General features: G+C 71.0%; 13 protein-coding genes. 10 read left to right on the top strand and 3 right to left on the bottom strand.

Annotated features, from left to right (window positions below; translation table 11 throughout):
* The first annotated feature begins 81 nt into the window (after positions 1 to 81).
* The 4 genes from QWU11_RS11840 to glnA all read left to right on the top strand — a co-directional run bounded on the left by QWU11_RS11840 (position 82) and on the right by glnA (position 3,940).
* Positions 82 to 888, top strand: coding sequence for a transporter substrate-binding domain-containing protein (locus tag QWU11_RS11840; RefSeq protein ID WP_290105221.1), 807 nt, complete (start codon positions 82 to 84; stop codon positions 886 to 888).
* 2 nt (positions 889 to 890) lie between these two features.
* Entirely contained in the window at positions 891 to 1,712 is an 822-nt protein-coding gene (locus tag QWU11_RS11835) for an amino acid ABC transporter permease (RefSeq protein WP_290105219.1), read from the top strand.
* Positions 1,709 to 2,470, top strand: a complete 762-nt coding sequence (locus QWU11_RS11830) for an amino acid ABC transporter ATP-binding protein (RefSeq protein ID WP_290105218.1) — start codon at positions 1,709 to 1,711, stop codon at positions 2,468 to 2,470. Before QWU11_RS11835 ends, QWU11_RS11830 begins: the two co-directional genes overlap by 4 nt.
* Positions 2,471 to 2,581: 111 nt before the next feature.
* Complete coding sequence (gene glnA / locus QWU11_RS11825) at positions 2,582 to 3,940, top strand: type I glutamate--ammonia ligase (RefSeq protein ID WP_290105217.1); 1,359 nt, start codon at positions 2,582 to 2,584, stop codon at positions 3,938 to 3,940.
* Between the two features lie 399 nt (positions 3,941 to 4,339).
* Here glnA and QWU11_RS11820 read toward each other — a convergent pair whose 3' ends face one another.
* On the bottom strand, positions 4,340 to 4,975 hold the full coding sequence (locus QWU11_RS11820) for a hypothetical protein (RefSeq protein WP_290105215.1): 636 nt from the start codon (positions 4,973 to 4,975) through the stop codon (positions 4,340 to 4,342).
* Positions 4,976 to 5,092: 117 nt separating this feature from the next.
* The gene (locus QWU11_RS11815; RefSeq protein WP_290105214.1) at positions 5,093 to 5,659 is read right to left on the bottom strand and encodes a TetR/AcrR family transcriptional regulator; all 567 of its coding nucleotides are present in this window, start codon (positions 5,657 to 5,659) and stop codon (positions 5,093 to 5,095) included.
* 169 nt (positions 5,660 to 5,828) lie between these two features.
* On the opposite strand from QWU11_RS11815, the gene QWU11_RS11810 reads away from it, so the two are divergent.
* From QWU11_RS11810 to QWU11_RS11785, 6 genes are all read left to right on the top strand, one after another.
* Positions 5,829 to 7,370 (top strand): MDR family MFS transporter, encoded by a 1,542-nt coding sequence (locus tag QWU11_RS11810; RefSeq protein WP_290105213.1) that lies wholly within the window; start codon positions 5,829 to 5,831, stop codon positions 7,368 to 7,370.
* Positions 7,371 to 7,447: 77 nt separating this feature from the next.
* On the top strand, positions 7,448 to 8,239 hold the full coding sequence (locus QWU11_RS11805; RefSeq protein ID WP_290105212.1) for an NAD(P)H-binding protein: 792 nt from the start codon (positions 7,448 to 7,450) through the stop codon (positions 8,237 to 8,239).
* Between the two features lie 75 nt (positions 8,240 to 8,314).
* On the top strand, positions 8,315 to 11,320 hold the full coding sequence (locus QWU11_RS11800) for a bifunctional [glutamine synthetase] adenylyltransferase/[glutamine synthetase]-adenylyl-L-tyrosine phosphorylase (protein ID WP_290105211.1): 3,006 nt from the start codon (positions 8,315 to 8,317) through the stop codon (positions 11,318 to 11,320).
* 308 nt (positions 11,321 to 11,628) lie between these two features.
* A complete protein-coding gene (locus tag QWU11_RS11795; protein ID WP_290105210.1) occupies positions 11,629 to 12,423 on the top strand; it encodes an AfsR/SARP family transcriptional regulator in 795 nt (264 codons plus the stop codon).
* A 362-nt stretch (positions 12,424 to 12,785) separates the two neighbouring features.
* Positions 12,786 to 13,817 carry a DUF4135 domain-containing protein gene (locus tag QWU11_RS11790; protein ID WP_290105209.1) on the top strand — a complete coding sequence of 344 codons (1,032 nt, stop codon included), beginning with the start codon at positions 12,786 to 12,788 and terminating at the stop codon, positions 13,815 to 13,817.
* A complete protein-coding gene (locus QWU11_RS11785; protein ID WP_290105208.1) occupies positions 13,814 to 14,461 on the top strand; it encodes a hypothetical protein in 648 nt (215 codons plus the stop codon). The genes QWU11_RS11790 and QWU11_RS11785 overlap by 4 nt, the downstream gene beginning before the upstream one ends.
* 413 nt (positions 14,462 to 14,874) lie before the next feature.
* Here the strand turns inward: QWU11_RS11785 and QWU11_RS11780 are convergent, their stop codons facing one another.
* The gene (locus QWU11_RS11780; RefSeq protein WP_290105207.1) at positions 14,875 to 15,633 is read right to left on the bottom strand and encodes a phosphatase PAP2 family protein; all 759 of its coding nucleotides are present in this window, start codon (positions 15,631 to 15,633) and stop codon (positions 14,875 to 14,877) included.
* Positions 15,634 to 15,637: the final 4 nt, after the last annotated feature.

The raw sequence follows: 15,637 nt of genomic DNA, 5'->3' as shown, positions 1-15,637 counted from the left end.
CGGTGACCGAGTGACGTCTCTCCTGGTAGCGGCAGATATGACATAGTCTCGGGCATTGCTTGCAGCGAACCTGGAGGAACTGTGCCCATACGTCGCCGGCTGGCCGCCGCAGCGGGGATCTGCGCGACCGCCCTCGTCGTCACCGCGTGCGGCAGCGGAAGCAAGGGGGTGACGGTCCAGGGCGCCAAGCTCGTCAAGAAGGGGCACCTGACGACCTGCACGCACCTGCCGTACCCGCCGTTCCAGTCCGCGGTGGGAGGAAAGGTCGTCGGCTTCGACGTCGACATGATCGACCTGGTGGCCAAGAAGCTCGGCGTGACCCAGCAGGTCATCGACACCCCCTTCGAGACCATCAAGACCGGGTCGGCGCTCAACGGCAGCAAGTGCGACGTCGCCGCCGCGGGCATGACGATCAAGGCGGAGCGGGCCAAGTTCATCGACTTCTCCAAGCCCTACTTCGACGCGACCCAGGCGCTCATGGGCAAGAAGGGCACGACCTTCGCCTCGCTCGACGACGTGAAGGCCAAGAAGATCAAGGTCGGCTCGCAGGCCCAGACCACCGGCGAGGAGTACGTCCAGGGCAAGGGCATCGACTCCAAGTCCTTCGAGGACTCCGCCAGCCTGCTCAACGGCCTGCGCAGCGGCCAGGTCGACGTGATCGTCGAGGACTACCCGGTCGTGCAGGGCTGGCTGAAGGACTCGGCGAACTCCGCGTACGGCGTCGCGGGCAACCTCAACACCGGTGAGCAGTACGGCTTCGCCGTGCGCAAGGGCCACAACCCCAAGCTCCTCGCGATGATCAACCAGGCCATCGACCAGTCCAAGCAGGACGGCGAGTACAAGAAGATCTACGAGAAGTGGATCGGCCCGCTGCCGGCGGGCGCCTGACAATGGCCGTGTCCGAAGAGGCGGCGCCCCGGCTCACGCGGCGCCGCCGGAGACAACTCGTCCTCGGCGGCGAGTACGGCATCTTCCTGGTCATCGTCGTCGCGCTGCTGTCCTCGGCGGACTGGGGCGAGATCCACACCAACTTCGCCAACTGGAGCATCGCCGAGCAGCTCTTTCCCGACGTCATCACGGTCGGGCTGCGCAACACGCTGGTCTTCACGGTCACCGGGTTCGCGCTCGGCCTCGCCGGGGGACTGGTGCTGGCGCTGATGCGGCTGTCGTCCGCGGCGCCGTACCGCTGGTTCGCCCTCGTCTACATCGAGATCTTCCGCGGGCTGCCGGCACTGCTGATCTTCATCTTCGTCGGCACCGGCGTCCCGCTCGCCTTTCCCGGCGCCAACCTGCCCGGCGGCGTCTACGGCCAGGCCGCGCTCGCGCTCGGGCTGGTCTCCGCCGCGTACATGGCCGAGACGATCCGGGCCGGCATCGAGTCGGTGCCCCGCGGGCAGATGGAGGCCGCGCGCACGCTCGGCATGTCGCACGGCAAGGCGATGCGCTCCATCGTGATCCCGCAGGCGCTGCGGCTCGTGATCCCGCCGCTCACGAACGAGCTGGTCCTGCTGGTCAAGGACTCCTCGCTCGCGCTGTACCTCGGCATCACCCTGCAGCAGCGGGAGCTGTCGAAGTTCGCCAAGGACGCGGCCAGCACGCAGGGCAACACCACCCCCATCATCGCCGCCGCGCTCTGCTATCTCATCGTCACGATCCCGCTGAGCTACCTGGCGCGGCGCCTGGAGGCCCGGCAGAAGAGGGGACAGCGATGATCGAGGTACGCGATCTGCACAAGTCCTTCGGCGACCTGGAGGTGCTACGCGGCATCGACCTGGAGGTCGCGGCCGGCGAGGTCGTCTGCGTGATCGGCCCGTCCGGGTCCGGCAAGTCGACCCTGCTGCGCTGCGTGGACCTCCTGGAGGTGCCGACCTCGGGCTCGGTCACCGTCGACGGCGTCGAGCTGACCGACCCCGAGTGCGACATCGACGCCGTACGCCGCCGTATCGGCATGGTGTTCCAGCAGTTCAACCTGTTCCCGCACCTGTCCGCGCTGGCCAACGTCACCATCGCCCAGCGCAAGGTGCTGCGCCGGTCCGCGGCGGAGGCCGACGAGGTGGCGCGCGCCAACCTGGAGCGCGTCGGGCTCAGCGACAAGGTCGACGCCTACCCCGCGCAGCTGTCCGGCGGACAGCAGCAGCGGGTGGCGATCGCCCGCGCCCTGGCCATGGGCCCGTCGGTGATGCTCTTCGACGAGCCGACCTCGGCCCTGGACCCCGAACTGGTCGGCGACGTGCTGGCCGTCATGCGCGGGCTCGCCGTCGAGGGCATGACCATGATGGTGGTCACCCACGAGATGACCTTCGCCCGCGAGGTCGCGGACCGGGTGGTCTTCATGGACGGCGGAGTGATCGTCGAGGAGGGCCCGGCCGCCGACGTGATCGGCTCCCCGGCCAGCGACCGCGCCCGTACGTTCCTGTCCCGCGTGCTCGACCCGGCGGCGGCGCAGGTCGGCGAGGTAGAGGACGCCTGACCTGGGCCGGTGTGACGAAACGCACGCCGTGGACCCGTAACGTGGGGGAAACACGGAGGCGGCAGAATGTAAGTTGCCAAAGATGTCTCCCGGCTTACGAAGGGATCGGTTGTGGACCGTCAGCAGGAGTTCGTGCTCCGCACTCTCGAGGAGCGCGACATCCGCTTCATCCGGCTGTGGTTCACCGACGTGCTCGGGTTCCTCAAGTCGGTCGCTGTCGCGCCTGCCGAGCTCGAGCAGGCGTTCGCCGAAGGCATCGGCTTCGACGGATCCTCGATCGAGGGTTTCGCGCGGATCCACGAGGCCGACATGCTCGCCAAGCCGGACCCCTCGACCTTCCAGGTGCTGCCGTGGCGGGCCGAGTCCCCGGGCACGGCGCGCATCTTCTGCGACATCCTCATGCCGGACAGCACGCCGAGCTTCGCCGACCCGCGCTACGTCCTCAAGCGCACCCTGGCGCGCGCGGCCGACCTCGGCTTCACCTTCTACACCCACCCTGAGCTGGAGTTCTACCTCCTCAAGGAGCAGGTGGAAGGCGGCGAGCCGCAGCCGGTCGACTCGGGCGGCTACTTCGACCACACCCCGCACCGCGCCGCCCACGACTTCCGGCGCAGCGCGATCATGATGCTGGAGTCGATGGGCATCTCGGTGGAGTTCAGCCACCACGAGGGCGGCCCCGGCCAGCAGGAGATCGACCTGCGCTACGCCGACGCCCTCACCACGGCCGACAACATCATGACGTTCCGGCTGGTGATGAAGGAGGTCGCGCTGGAGCACGGCGTGTTCGCCTCGTTCATGCCCAAGCCGTTCACCGACCAGCCCGGCTCGGGCATGCACACGCACATGTCCCTGTTCGAGGGCGACCGCAACGCCTTCTACGAGCCCGGCGCGGAGTTCCAGCTCTCCAAGGTGGGCCGCGCGTTCATCGCGGGCGTGCTGCGGCACGCGGCCGAGCTGACCGCGGTCACGAACCAGTGGGTCAACTCCTACAAGCGGCTCTGGGGCGGCGTCGGCGCCTCCGCGGGCGCCGGCGGCGAGGCGCCGCCGTACATCTGCTGGGGCCACAACAACCGCTCCGCCCTCGTACGCGTGCCGATGTACAAGCCGCAGAAGGGTCACGCGACCCGCATCGAGTTCCGCTCACTGGACACGGCGTGCAACCCGTACCTCGCGTTCGCGGTGATCCTCGGAGCGGGCCTGCGGGGCATCGAGGAGGGGTACGAACTGCCGCCGGGCGCCGAGGACGACGTGTGGGCCCTGACCCCGGGCGAACGCCGCGCGATGGGCATCGAGCCGCTGCCGCAGAGCCTGGACGAGGCGATCGCCGCGATGGAGCGCAGCGACCTGGTGGCCGAGGTCCTCGGCGAACACGTCTTCGACTTCTTCCTGCGCAACAAGCGCGCGGAGTGGGAGGACTACCGCCGCCAGGTCACCGAGTACGAGCGCAAGCGCTACCTCGCGATCCTGTAAGCGCGGCTCCGCGCTGATCGGACCCGTACGGCCGACCGGGCCGACGGTCACCTGACCGTCGGCCCGGACCTGCGCACGCGGACGGTCTTCCGTTACGGCACCGAGGTCACTCTCCGCGCCCATGGCGGTCATCACGCCGGCCCGGCGCCGTGAACATGTCCTGCGGTTCGCGGGGATCGTAGAAGACCTCGATGGTCTCACTTACGCGGGGAGACTCCTCGGGCCGGACCGGGTCTCCACGGAGGAACCATCCTCCGTAGAAGGTCGCGAAGGCTCCCCAGGTCGCGAAAGAACCAGGTACAGGTCGTGGGCCCAGCCGTGGACTTCCACGCGTGCTCCTGTCGGCGCGATCGTGACTGGCGACGGAGCGGGGTGCGTCCACCGTACGGACTCGGCGTATCACTCTCCGCGCGGGAAGGCGTAGCTCGCGGGGATCTTCGGCGGGGGCGCTCCGTAGACCAGCGCTATCTCGATGTGCGGAAGAAGCTCGACCATCGCCGGGTCGCCGGTCCGCTCGACGCCGCCGACGTAGGTGGTGAGCGGGTGGCTCGTGTCGGCGGTGAAGCCGCCGAGGTGCGCCGGGTCGAGGCGCACGCCCCACTCGAGGAACAGTTGTCCGAGGGTGAAGCGTTTGCCGGCGTCCGACGACGCGACGACCAGGACGCCCTTGCCGCGCGTGCGCACTTCGGAGGCGAACTTTCCGTCCACCCCGAGACCGGTGGCGACCTTGATGGGTCTGCCGTTCGCGAAGACGTCGAGATGGCCGTAGAAGTGCCGGGCGGTGCCCTCCACCGGGCCGCTGGCGAGCCCGGCGGCGTCGGCGCCTCCCAGCACGTTGAGCGGTTTGGTCCACGGCGGAGGCTGGGTCCCGAACGAGTAGTGCACCGTCGGCAGCGGTGCTTCGTGGCCCTTGGGCGGAACCGCCACACTGGATCTCTCCGTCGTGCATCCGCCCGACAGCGCGAGTGCGAGGCCCGCGGCGGCGGCCGGTCCCGTCCAGGACCGCCGGCGGATCGGCTCTCGCCTGGCGGCCATGGCGCCCCCGCCCTCGGTCGTCACCCGGCGACGCTTCCCGCGCCGCCCTCACGGGACGATCTCACCAGAGGAGACAGGGTCATCGCCACCGTCCGGCCCAGGTCGGCCACGGCGTCGTCAGCTGTGGACCGGGGTGCCGGCGACCAGTTGCAGGGCGACCTCGAGGCCGGCGTCGTACCGCTCCTCGTCCGTCGAGTCCGTGTCCTTCAGCATGAACACCGAGGCGCTGGCCGTGATCAGGGCCAGGGACGACTTGAGCTGCTCGGTCAGCGACGCGTCCGGATCGCGCAGCAGGCCCGACAGCGTGCGGAAGCGGCACTGGAGGTTCTCCCCGGGCGCCAGTTCCTGCATGGTGGTCTTGCTCTCCTGGATGAAGCGCATCATGCCCTTCGGCCGCGCGCGGGCCAGGCGGGCGTAGCGGCGGAGGATCTCCTCGCGGGTCTCCAGCGTGCGCGGCTGGGCCTCCGCCCAGGTGATGATCTCGTCGATGCCCGCGATCAGGTCCTCGAAGAGGCTGACGACGATGGCCTCTTTGGTGTTGAAGTGGTAGTACAGCGCCGCCTTCGTCACGTCCAGCCGCTCGGCGATCTCGCGCAGCGAGGTCTTCTCGTAGCCGTGCTCGGCGAACAGTTCGACCGCGACGGCCTGGATCCTCTCGCGCGTGCCGCTTCGTCGCTCGCCCATGTCTCCACCTTTTGCTGCAAACCTGGAATAAGACTTACTTGCCGCCCGGCTAGGCTTGATAGCCTACCGTACGGCAAGTAAGCTTGCTAGCCGGTCGGCAAGTAAGGACGCCGTCCATCTAGGGGAGAGGTTATCCATGTCGGGGAGCAACACCGAGGACTCCGAGTCGGTGAGAAGTACTCGGTCCATCTACATCGCGATCATCGGGTTGATGCTGGGAATGTTCCTGGCGATGCTCGACAACCTGATCGTCGGCACCGCGCTTCCCACGATCGTCGGTGAGCTGGGCGGCATCAGCCACCTGTCCTGGGTCGTCACGGCGTACACGCTCGCCACCGCCGCCGCGACCCCGATCTGGGGCAAGCTCGGCGACCTGTACGGCCGCAAGGGCATGTTCATGTCCTCGATCGTGATCTTCTTGATCGGGTCGATGCTGTCGGGCCTGTCGCAGAACATCGGGCAGCTCATCGGCTTCCGTGCCATCCAGGGCCTGGGCGCCGGCGGCCTCATGGTCGGCGCGTTCGCGATCATCGGTGACCTGGTGCCGCCGCGGGAACGCGGGCGCTTCCAGGCGATCATCGGCGGCATGATGCCCGTCGCGTTCGTCGGCGGCCCGCTGCTCGGCGGGTTCCTCACCGACCACCTGAGCTGGCGCTGGGCGTTCTATGTCAACCTGCCGCTCGGCGCCGTGGCGCTGCTCGTCACCGGCCTGGGCATGCACCTGCACACGCCGCACCTCAAGGCCAAGATCGACTACTGGGGCGCGCTGCTCCTGACCGGCGGCATCGTCTGCCTGACGCTGGTGGCGGCCTGGGGCGGCACGGAGTACCCCTGGGCCTCGGCGCAGATCATCGGGCTCGCCGTCGTGAGCGTCGTCGCGCTGGTCCTGTTCGTCTTCGTCGAGGGCCGTGTCCCCGAGCCGATCCTGCCGCTGCGGCTGTTCCGCAACCGCAACTTCACCATCGCGCAGATCCTGAGCTTCCTCGTCGGCGCGGCGATGTTCGGCGCGGTGAACTTCCTCCCGCAGTACATGCAGGACGTACGCGGCGCCTCCGCGACCGCCAGCGGGCTGCTCCTGCTTCCGCTGATGTTCGGCATGCTCGCCGTCATGCTCACGGTCGGCCAGCTCATCATGCGCAACGGCCGCTACCGCGTCTACCCGATCATCGGTGGGGCGGTGCTGACCGCCGGCATGCTGGTCATGCTCCTGCTGAAGGTCAACACCAGCACCTTCGAGGCATCGGCGCTCACCCTCGTGGCCGGGCTCGGCATGGGCTTCATCATGCAGAACACCACGCTGATCACCCAGAACAGCGTGACCCTGCGCGACATGGGCGCGGCCAGCGGCGCGGTCACCCTGTTCCGTACGATCGGGGGCTCGCTGGGCATCGCCCTGCTCGGGTCGATCTTCACCAGCCGCCTGGAGGACTCACTGACCTCGCGGCTCGGTGACAAGGCCGGCCAGGCGATCGCCTCCGGCGGCACCCACGTGACCCCGGCGCTGCTCCAGACCCTGCCGGCCCCGGTGCAGGACGCGTTCAAGACGGGCATCACCAACGGCCTGCACGGCACGATGATCGGCGGCGCGGTGCTCGCGTTCCTCGGCTTCGTCGTCGCCTGGTTCGTCCGCGAGGTACCGCTCCGCAGCGGGCGCGGGCCCGAGGCCTCGAAGGACGCGGCCCCCGAGGCACTGGCCGAGCCCGTCATCTGAGCATGGTCGCCCGGCGCCCGCCGACACGGGGGCGCGGGGCGATGTCACGTACGGGCCGCCGGTCCCGTCGTGTGGGCATGACGACAATTCTTGTTACCGGAGGCACCGGCGTCCTCGGCCGCCGCCTCGTCCCGGCGCTGTCCGGCCGGGCCGACGTACGGGTGCTCACGCGCGGGACCGGCACCGTCGAGGGCGCCACGACGGTCCGCGGCGACCTGGAGACCGGCGCCGGGCTCCCCGGGGCGCTGGCGGGCGCCGACGTGATCGTGCACGCGGCGAGCTCCGGCTTCGACCGGCGCCGGCCCGACCGCGACGTCGGCGCCACGCGCCGGCTGCTGGAGGCGATCTCCGGCGATCCGCATCTGGTCTACATCTCGATCGTCGGCGTGGACGAGATCCCGTTGCCCTACTTCAAGGCCAAGTTCGCGACCGAGCGGCTGGTCGAGGAGTCCGGGCTCCCGTGGACGATCCTGCGTACGACGCAGTTCCACGACCTCGTCCTGATGGCGCTGTCCGCGCTCGCCAAGCCGCCCGTGGCGATCGTGCCGCGCGGCATCGCGGTCCAGTCCGTCGACACCGGCGAGGTGGCCGGGCGTCTCGCGGCGCTCGCCCTCGGCGAACCCGCGGGCCGGATGCCCGACATGGGCGGCCCCCGCGTCGAGGGCCTGGACGACCTGATGCGGACCTACCTCGGCGCCGTACGCCGCCGGCGCCCGATCCTGCGCCTGCCGATCCCCGGCCGGACCGCGGCCGCCTACCGCGAGGGCCGGCACACGACCCCGGCCGGCGCGACCGGCGTCCGCGGCTTCACCGAGGAGCTGCTGAGCCGGGTCCGGGCCGACGGCACGCTCGAATCACCTGCGACCTGACCGAAAGCGGACTACCTCGGAGAAAACGGCTTGTGTCGGTCGCTATGAGTGCCCGACCGGCCCCGATACCTTTTGTTGGTGAGCGAACGCCGACTTGAGAGTCTCGCCGGCCGGCTGGCCAGGCTCGGCGTCACCGACGCCGAAGGTGCCGAACGCCGGCTCGAAGGGCACGACCTCGGTGACGGTCTCCTCGACGCCCTGGGGACCGTCGCCGACCCCGACCTGGCGCTCACCGGTCTACTCCGCCTGATCGAGACCACGGACGTACGCGCGGGGCTGGCCGAGGACACCGCCGCGCGCGACCGCCTGCTCGCCGTGCTCGGGGTGAGCGCCGCCTTCACCGACCACCTGGTACGGCATCCGGACGACTGGCGGGTCCTGGCCGGCCCCGGCGCCGTACGCCGGCCCGGGGCCGACGAGCTGCGCGACACGCTGCTGGGCGCGGTCGGCGCCGACCCCGCCGACGCGATGCCGCGGGCGAGCGTGCGAGAGCCGATGCCGGCGCTGCGCGTGGCGTACCGGAAGGCGCTGCTGCACCTCGCGGGCCGTGACCTGGCCCACGAGATCGGCGTGGAGGACGTCGCCGCCGAGCTGGCCGACCTCGCCGCCGCGGCGCTGGAGGCGGGCCTGGCCATCGCGCGTACCGACCTCGGCGAGAAGGCCGGGCTCTGCCGGCTCGCCGTGATCGGCATGGGCAAGTGCGGAGGACGCGAGCTCAACTACGTCAGCGACGTCGACGTCGTCTTCGTCGCCGAGCCCATGCCCGGCCAGGACGAGGACGCCGCGCTGCGGGCCGCGGCCAAGCTCGCCTCCGGCATGATGCGGGCCTGCTCGGAGACCACCTCCGAGGGCTCGCTGTGGGAGGTCGACGCCGCCCTGCGCCCGGAGGGCCGGTCCGGGCCCCTCGTCCGTACGCTCGCGAGTCACCAGGCCTACTATGAGCGCTGGGCCAAGACCTGGGAGTTCCAGGCGCTGCTCAAGGCACGGCCCGTCGCGGGCGACCGCAAGCTCGGCGAGGAGTACGTCCAGACGCTGGCGCCGCTCGTGTGGAACGCGGCGGACCGGGACCACTTCGTCGAGGACGTCCAGGCCATGCGGCGCCGCGTGGTGGAGCACATCGCGCCCGAACAGGCCGGGCGCCAGCTCAAGCTCGGCCCCGGCGGCCTGCGCGACGTGGAGTTCGCCGTACAGCTCCTCCAGCTCGTGCACGGCCGCGCCGACGAGGAGCTGCGCGGCCCGGGCACCCTCATCGCGCTGAAGAAGCTGTCGTGGGGCGGCTACGTCGGGCGGGGCGACGCCGCCGCGCTCGGCACCGCGTACCGCTTCCTGCGCCGCGTCGAGCACCTGATCCAGTTGCACCGGCTGCGGCGCAACCACCTCGTTCCCGAGGAGCCGGACGACCTGCGGCGGCTGGGCCGCGCGCTCGGCTTCCGCGCCGATCCCGTTCGGGAGTTCACCGCCGAGTGGCGCCGGCACGCCCGCGAGGTGCGGCGGCTGCACGAGAAGCTGTTCTACCGCCCGCTGCTGCAGGCCGTGGCCCGGCTGCCCGGAGAGGAGGCCCGGCTCACCCGCGAGGCCGCGCGTACGCGCCTGGAGGCCCTCGGCTACACCGACCCGGCCGGCGCGCTCCGGCATCTGGAGGCCCTGACCTCCGGCGTCTCACGCCGTGCCGCGATCCAGCGGACCCTCCTCCCGGTGATGCTCGACTGGTTCGCCGACTGCCCGGACCCCGACGCCGGGCTGCTCGGCTTCCGCCAGGTCAGCGACGAGCTGGGCACCACGCCGTGGTACCTCCGGCTGCTCCGCGACGACGTGTCGGTGGCCGAGCGGATGGCGCACGTGCTGGCCTCCAGCCGGTACGCCACGGAGCTGCTCCTGCGCGCGCCGGAGGCGGTCGCCATGCTCGGCGGCGAGACCGGTCTCGTGCCGCGGCCGGCCACCGCGCTGCAGAGTGAGGCCCAGGCCGCGGCGCGCCGCTACATCGAGTCCGCCGCCGCGCGCCCTCACCAGGACCGCCCGGCCGACGCCGTCGCGGCCATACGCGGCCTGCGCCGCCGTGAGCTGTTCCGTACGGCCGTCGCCGACCTGCTGGGCCTCCTGGACGAGCGCGCCACCGCCGAGGCGCTGACCTCGATCACGACGGTCACGCTCGACGCCGCCCTGCGGGTCGCCATCGACAAGATCGAGGGCGAGCTGCGCGGGCCGCTGCCGACGCGGTTCGCGATCGTGGCCATGGGCCGGTACGGCGGTTTCGAACTGGGCTACGGCAGCGACGCGGACGTCATGTTCGTGCACGAGCCGCTGCCGGGCGCCGTCGACCGCGAGGCGTCGGCGGCCGCGCACGCGGTCGCCGAAGAACTCCGCAGGCTGCTCGCGCTGCCCGCCTCCGACCCGCCGCTGGTGATCGACCCCGGCCTGCGGCCCGAGGGACGGCAGGGACCGCTCGTCCGCACCCTCGACTCGTACGCCTCCTACTACCGCCGCTGGTCCGCTCCGTGGGAGAGTCAGGCGCTGCTGCGCGCCGCGCCGCTCATCGGCGACGAGGGGCTCCGCTCGCGGTTCCAGGAGCTGATCGACCCCGTACGCTGGCCCGAGCGCGGGGTGGACGAGACCGCGCTGCGCGAGATCCGGCGGTTGAAGGCCCGCATGGAGGCCGAGCGCCTTCCGCGGGGCGTCGACCGGCGCCTCCATACGAAGCTGGGGCCCGGCGGCCTGTCGGACGTGGAGTGGGTGGCCCAGCTCCTGCAGCTCCAGCACGCCCACGAGGTGCCCGGCCTGCGCACCACCCGCACGCTCGCCGCCCTCGACGCGGCCGCGGACGCGGGCGTGCTCGACCGCGACGACGCGACGACGCTGACCGACGCCTGGCGGATGGCCACGCGCATCCGCAACGCGACCATGCTCGTGCGCGGGCGTGCCTCGGACCTGCTGCCGACCGAACACCACCGCGAACGGTCCGCGGTCACCAGCCTGCTGGGCTACCCGGCGTCCGGCGCCCTTCTGGAGGACTACCGCCGCCACGCCCGGCACGCCCGCCGGGTGATGGAACGCGTCTTCTACGGCAACGATGACCTGGATTGACTTTCTGCCCGGAGATAAGGCATTTAATACGCTTTATTCAGGCGGATGATGCCGGAATTCGACGGTCGCTCACGGTCGGTCACGAACAACCGGAACGGCCGGTGAGAAACGACTGGTCTAACGATCGTGGCAAAGTGTGGAAAGCTTCGTCATCGCCCCAGGCCATCGGCCATTGATCGTGATTGTCCGCCAACGTCATGGCCTGTATCGTACGAGCCCGAAACCCGTGACACTCGGCAGTTCCGCGTGGACCATGGTGCGTCGAAAACAGCCGGATCGCGGTACGAAAAGCGAGCCTGGAGTCCGTCGTGCATGGTCTGGATTTTCGCGTTCTCGGTCCGCTCGAGGTCTCCATCGATACGCGGCGCGTTCCCGTGGCGGCGGGCAAACAGCGTGTGCTCCTCGCCACGCTCCTGCTGAGCGCCAACCGCTTCGTGGCGGTCGAGGAGCTCACCGAACGCCTCTGGGGCGGCGACCCGCCCCGCGCTCCGCGCGGGGCGCTGCACACCTACGTCACCCGCCTGCGGCAGACCCTTGACCCCCTCGCGGCCCGGGGCGGCGACGGCCCGATCCGCACCTCGGCGGCCGGCTACGGCATCGAGGTCTCCGCCGGCGGCCTCGACCTCATCCGCTTCCGCGACATGGTCGGCGCGGCGCGTACGGCCGGCGAGCGGGGCGACCTCCCGGCGGAGTCGGACGGCCTGACCCGGGCGCTCGACCTGTGGCGCGGGCCGGTCCTGCCGGACGTGCGCTCGGACTCGCTGCACCGCGACGTCGTGCCGAGCCTGGTCGAAGAGCACCTGCGCACGCTCGAACGAAGGCACGAGGTCGACCTCGCGCTCGGCCGGCACGACCGGCTCGTCGGCGAGTTGCGGGCGCTGACCGGCAAGCACCCGTTCCACGAGCGATTCTGGGGCCAGCTCATGGTCGCGCTGTACCGCTGCGGCCGGCCCGCCGAGGCGCTCGAGGTGTACGCCGAGGTGACCAAGTCGCTGCGCAACAGGCTCGGCGTACGCCCCGGGCACGAGGTGCGCGACCTGCACATCGCCATCCTCCGCGACGACCCCCGGCTCTCGTCAACGCCGCCTGAAGGCGAACTGTAAGCGGACTGAAAGAACCCCTTTCTAGATTGGGACTCGCCGATCACAAAAGGGGGCTTGTCCGCCGACAGAACAGCGGTGACGACCGGAAATCAGACGATATCGAGCGTCGTCCCCGGAAAATGTCAGTAGCCCGTTTTTCGGTAAGGAGGGGTTGATGTCCGACATTACGCCGTTCAAGGGCACCGCCGCGAGAAAGATCTGCGCCTGACGGCGCTTGACGAAGGCGGCGGCGCCCGGCCACGGCGACCTGCGACGGCATGACCAAGTAAGCGGCACAGGGGGCCCACACCCCGTGCGTCGGCGGTGGGCCGGCGAGCGCCGGCCCACCGTCCCCCTCGCGACCGCAGGAGCAGTTTCTCCCCATGAGCGACCATCCCTTCCTCGACCTCGCCGCCCGCGCGGCCAACCTGTCCGAGCGGACGCGAGTGGTGGCCGCCCTGCGTGCCGCGGGCACGACCGCGACCCCGCGGGTGCTTCCGCGTTTGGAGACCGGGAGGATCGACCGGCTGGCCGGCCGGCTGTCCCGCCGTTCCGGGCGTAGCAGGGACGACATCGCGGCCGTCCTGACCGCCTACCGCCACCACGAGCTCGGCCTCGACGACGCGAACGCCGCGACCCGTGAGGTGTTCGCCGGCGTCCACGCCTCCTGGCTGCCGACCTACCAGGCGGCGCTGAACGGCTGCCCGGCCGCGGCGGCCCGCCGGGGACGGCCGGCGGCGGCCTGCGCGCCGTTCCTGGCCGAGCTCGGCCGCCGGCTGGAGATCGCGCGGGCACGCCACCCCGGCCGGTTCGAGCGCCGGCTGGCCGGTGACGTCGAGCGGCATCTGCTCGACCGCTTCGGGCCGTCCCTGGCTCAGGCGGTGGAGGCGGACGCGACGTTCGCCGACACCGTCGCGTACCACCGCTTCTACCTCCGGTTCCCGGTCCTCGGACGCTGGCTGGCCGAGGTCACCGCCCTGCTCGCCGGCTTCGGCGGCGAGCTGATCGACCGCCTCGCCGCCGACCGCGAGGAGATCGGCCGCGAGATCCTCGGCGCGAAGATCACCTCGTTCCGCTCGCTGCGCCTCGGCCTGTCCGGCCACCGCGCCGGCGCGCGGAGCGTCGCCGTCGTCGAGGCCGAGCAGTCCTGCGGCGGCATCGGCTCGTTCGTCTACAAGCCCCGCTGCGTCCGCTCCGAGGCGGCCACGCAGGAGCTGCTCGCCCGGCTGCGCGCCGACGGGGTCCTCGGCTTCGCCACGCGGCGGGTGCTGGCCCGGCCATCTTACGGCTACGAGGCGCTGGTCCCGGCCGGCCACAACCGCCTGAACACCCGCGAGGAGGCCGACCGGGTCTTCGCCGAGCTCGGCGGGCACCTCGCGATCTTCTACGTCCTCGGCGGCGGCACGAGACGATGACGCGGGCGCACTGGCGCGACCCGGCGCTCGGCTCGGGCGCGCCCCGGCGTGACCTCCATCTCGTCAACCTCGACGAGCACGCCGACCACCCGGGCTATGACGGCTACCTCGAGGCCAAGCACCGGGTGATCCGCACGCTCGAGGACTTCTTCGGCTCGGAGATCCGCTTCTCGTGCAGCCTCTGGTACCCGCCGTCGGGCTACCGGCTGTGGCACACCGACGAGACGCAGCCGGGCTGGCGCATGCACGTCGTCGACTTCGACGAGCGGCCCGAGGCGTCGTTCTTCCGCTACATGGACCCGCGGACCCACGAGATCGTGACCTTGCGCGAACGGCCGCGGACGGTGCGGTTCTTCAAGATCGAGCAGGACCCGCGGCGGCTCCTGTGGCACTGCGTCGCGAACCCCGCACCCCGTGCACCGCTGGAGCTTCGGATTCGCCGTACCGGACGACTGGATGACCGCCGTCGCGCGACGGCTCTGAGGTCAGCGGCCGGCGAGGGCGTGCTGGTGGCGTACTGGCGCGGTGGTCAGGCGCCGGGCGGCGCTCAGGAGATCCTCGACCGGGTCGGCGAGCTGTGGGACGCGCAGGAAGATCGGGCCGCCGACGCGCCGGATGCCGTCGGAGGCGAACCTCCTCGGTAGCCCGTGCAGCGACTCCACCGCCTGACGTCCGTCGACCGGGACGAACACGAGCAGGTCGGCGTGGCCGGGCTTGTGGACGATCCGGATCTCCGCGACGTTCGACCACGGCAGCGTGACCCGGGCCGAGTGCAGCGTGACCCCGTCACGGTCCAGGCTGAGCAGCGGGGCACCGCGCAGCGTGCGGACGACGGCGCGCAGGTAGAGCGGGACGAAGACCAGGGTCAGCAGCGCGCTCACGGTGACCGCCGCGGTGGCCGGGCCGGAACCCGAGCCCAGGGCGAGGTGTCCGGTGCAGGCGGTCGCGAGCACCAGGATCAGGGAGAGGGCGCCGGGCGGGCCCAGCGCCGATCGCCGGTAGCGCACGGCGATCACGCCGTCTTCGGTCGTACGGGGGGCCATCCCCGCCTCCTGGGTCAGTCGGTGGAGAACACGCGGGCCACCGGGCCCAGGCGGGGGATCACGAAGCGTACGCTCCGGGCGGCGAGGTAGCCCGCGCCGAGCGTGACGGCTCCGCCGACGGCGTCGAGGAGATAGTGGTTGGCGGTGCCCAGGATCACGACCACGGTCGCGGCGGGGTAGCAGAAGATGAGGATCTTCAGCCAGCGGCGGCGGACCACGTCCGCGACGGCGATCGCGCACCACAGCGCCCAGCCGGTGTGCAGGGACGGCATCGCGGCGTACTGGTTGGAGACCGAGCCGACCGGCGAGGCGCCCGAGGCGTACAGGCCCTGCGTGTGGAAGGCCAGGACGGTGTCCACGAAACCGGGCAGCATCCGCGGGGGCGCGAGGGGCATCAGATAGAAGCCGATCAGCGCCAGCACCGTCGTCGCGAAGATCAGCCGCCGGTAGAAGACGTAGCGGTCCTGGTGGCGGAGGTAGAGCCAGCCCAGCACGAAGGGGGTGACGACGAAGTGGAGCGTCGAGTAGTAGTAGTTCGCGAGCACGCCGAGCCAGTGGACGTGGAGGAAGAGCCGGTTGATCGACATCTCCGGGTCCAGGTGCAGCGTGTGCTCGAGCCGCAGGATCTGCGCGCCCAGATGCAGCGCCTCGGTGTGCGTGGTGGGCACGAGGTTACGGACGAAGGAGTACGCGCTGTAGCACAGGGCGATGAGCAGGATCTCGCGGTAGAGCCGTGGTCGTTGCCCGGCCGACTGGTCATCTGGCGCCTTCATCACG

Origin of the sequence: Actinomadura sp. DC4, assembly GCF_030406325.1 — a bacterium.
Taxonomy (GTDB): domain Bacteria; phylum Actinomycetota; class Actinomycetes; order Streptosporangiales; family Streptosporangiaceae; genus Actinoallomurus.
Note: the sequence above shows the minus strand (reverse complement) of the source record. Positions and strands in the feature narration are given on the sequence as shown.

What these genes read in the sequence shown, in the direction of transcription:
- QWU11_RS11815 (WP_290105214.1), bottom strand. Translation starts at nt 5,659, where the DNA reads ATGGGCGAGCGACGAAGCGGCACGCGCGAGAGGATCCAGGCCGTCGCG.
- QWU11_RS11835 (WP_290105219.1), top strand. Translation starts at nt 891, where the DNA reads ATGGCCGTGTCCGAAGAGGCGGCGCCCCGGCTCACGCGGCGCCGCCGG.
- QWU11_RS11780 (WP_290105207.1), bottom strand. Translation starts at nt 15,633, where the DNA reads ATGAAGGCGCCAGATGACCAGTCGGCCGGGCAACGACCACGGCTCTAC.
- QWU11_RS11785 (WP_290105208.1), top strand. Translation starts at nt 13,814, where the DNA reads ATGACGCGGGCGCACTGGCGCGACCCGGCGCTCGGCTCGGGCGCGCCC.
- QWU11_RS11790 (WP_290105209.1), top strand. Translation starts at nt 12,786, where the DNA reads ATGAGCGACCATCCCTTCCTCGACCTCGCCGCCCGCGCGGCCAACCTG.
- QWU11_RS11805 (WP_290105212.1), top strand. Translation starts at nt 7,448, where the DNA reads ATGACGACAATTCTTGTTACCGGAGGCACCGGCGTCCTCGGCCGCCGC.
- QWU11_RS11830 (WP_290105218.1), top strand. Translation starts at nt 1,709, where the DNA reads ATGATCGAGGTACGCGATCTGCACAAGTCCTTCGGCGACCTGGAGGTG.
- QWU11_RS11820 (WP_290105215.1), bottom strand. Translation starts at nt 4,975, where the DNA reads ATGGCCGCCAGGCGAGAGCCGATCCGCCGGCGGTCCTGGACGGGACCG.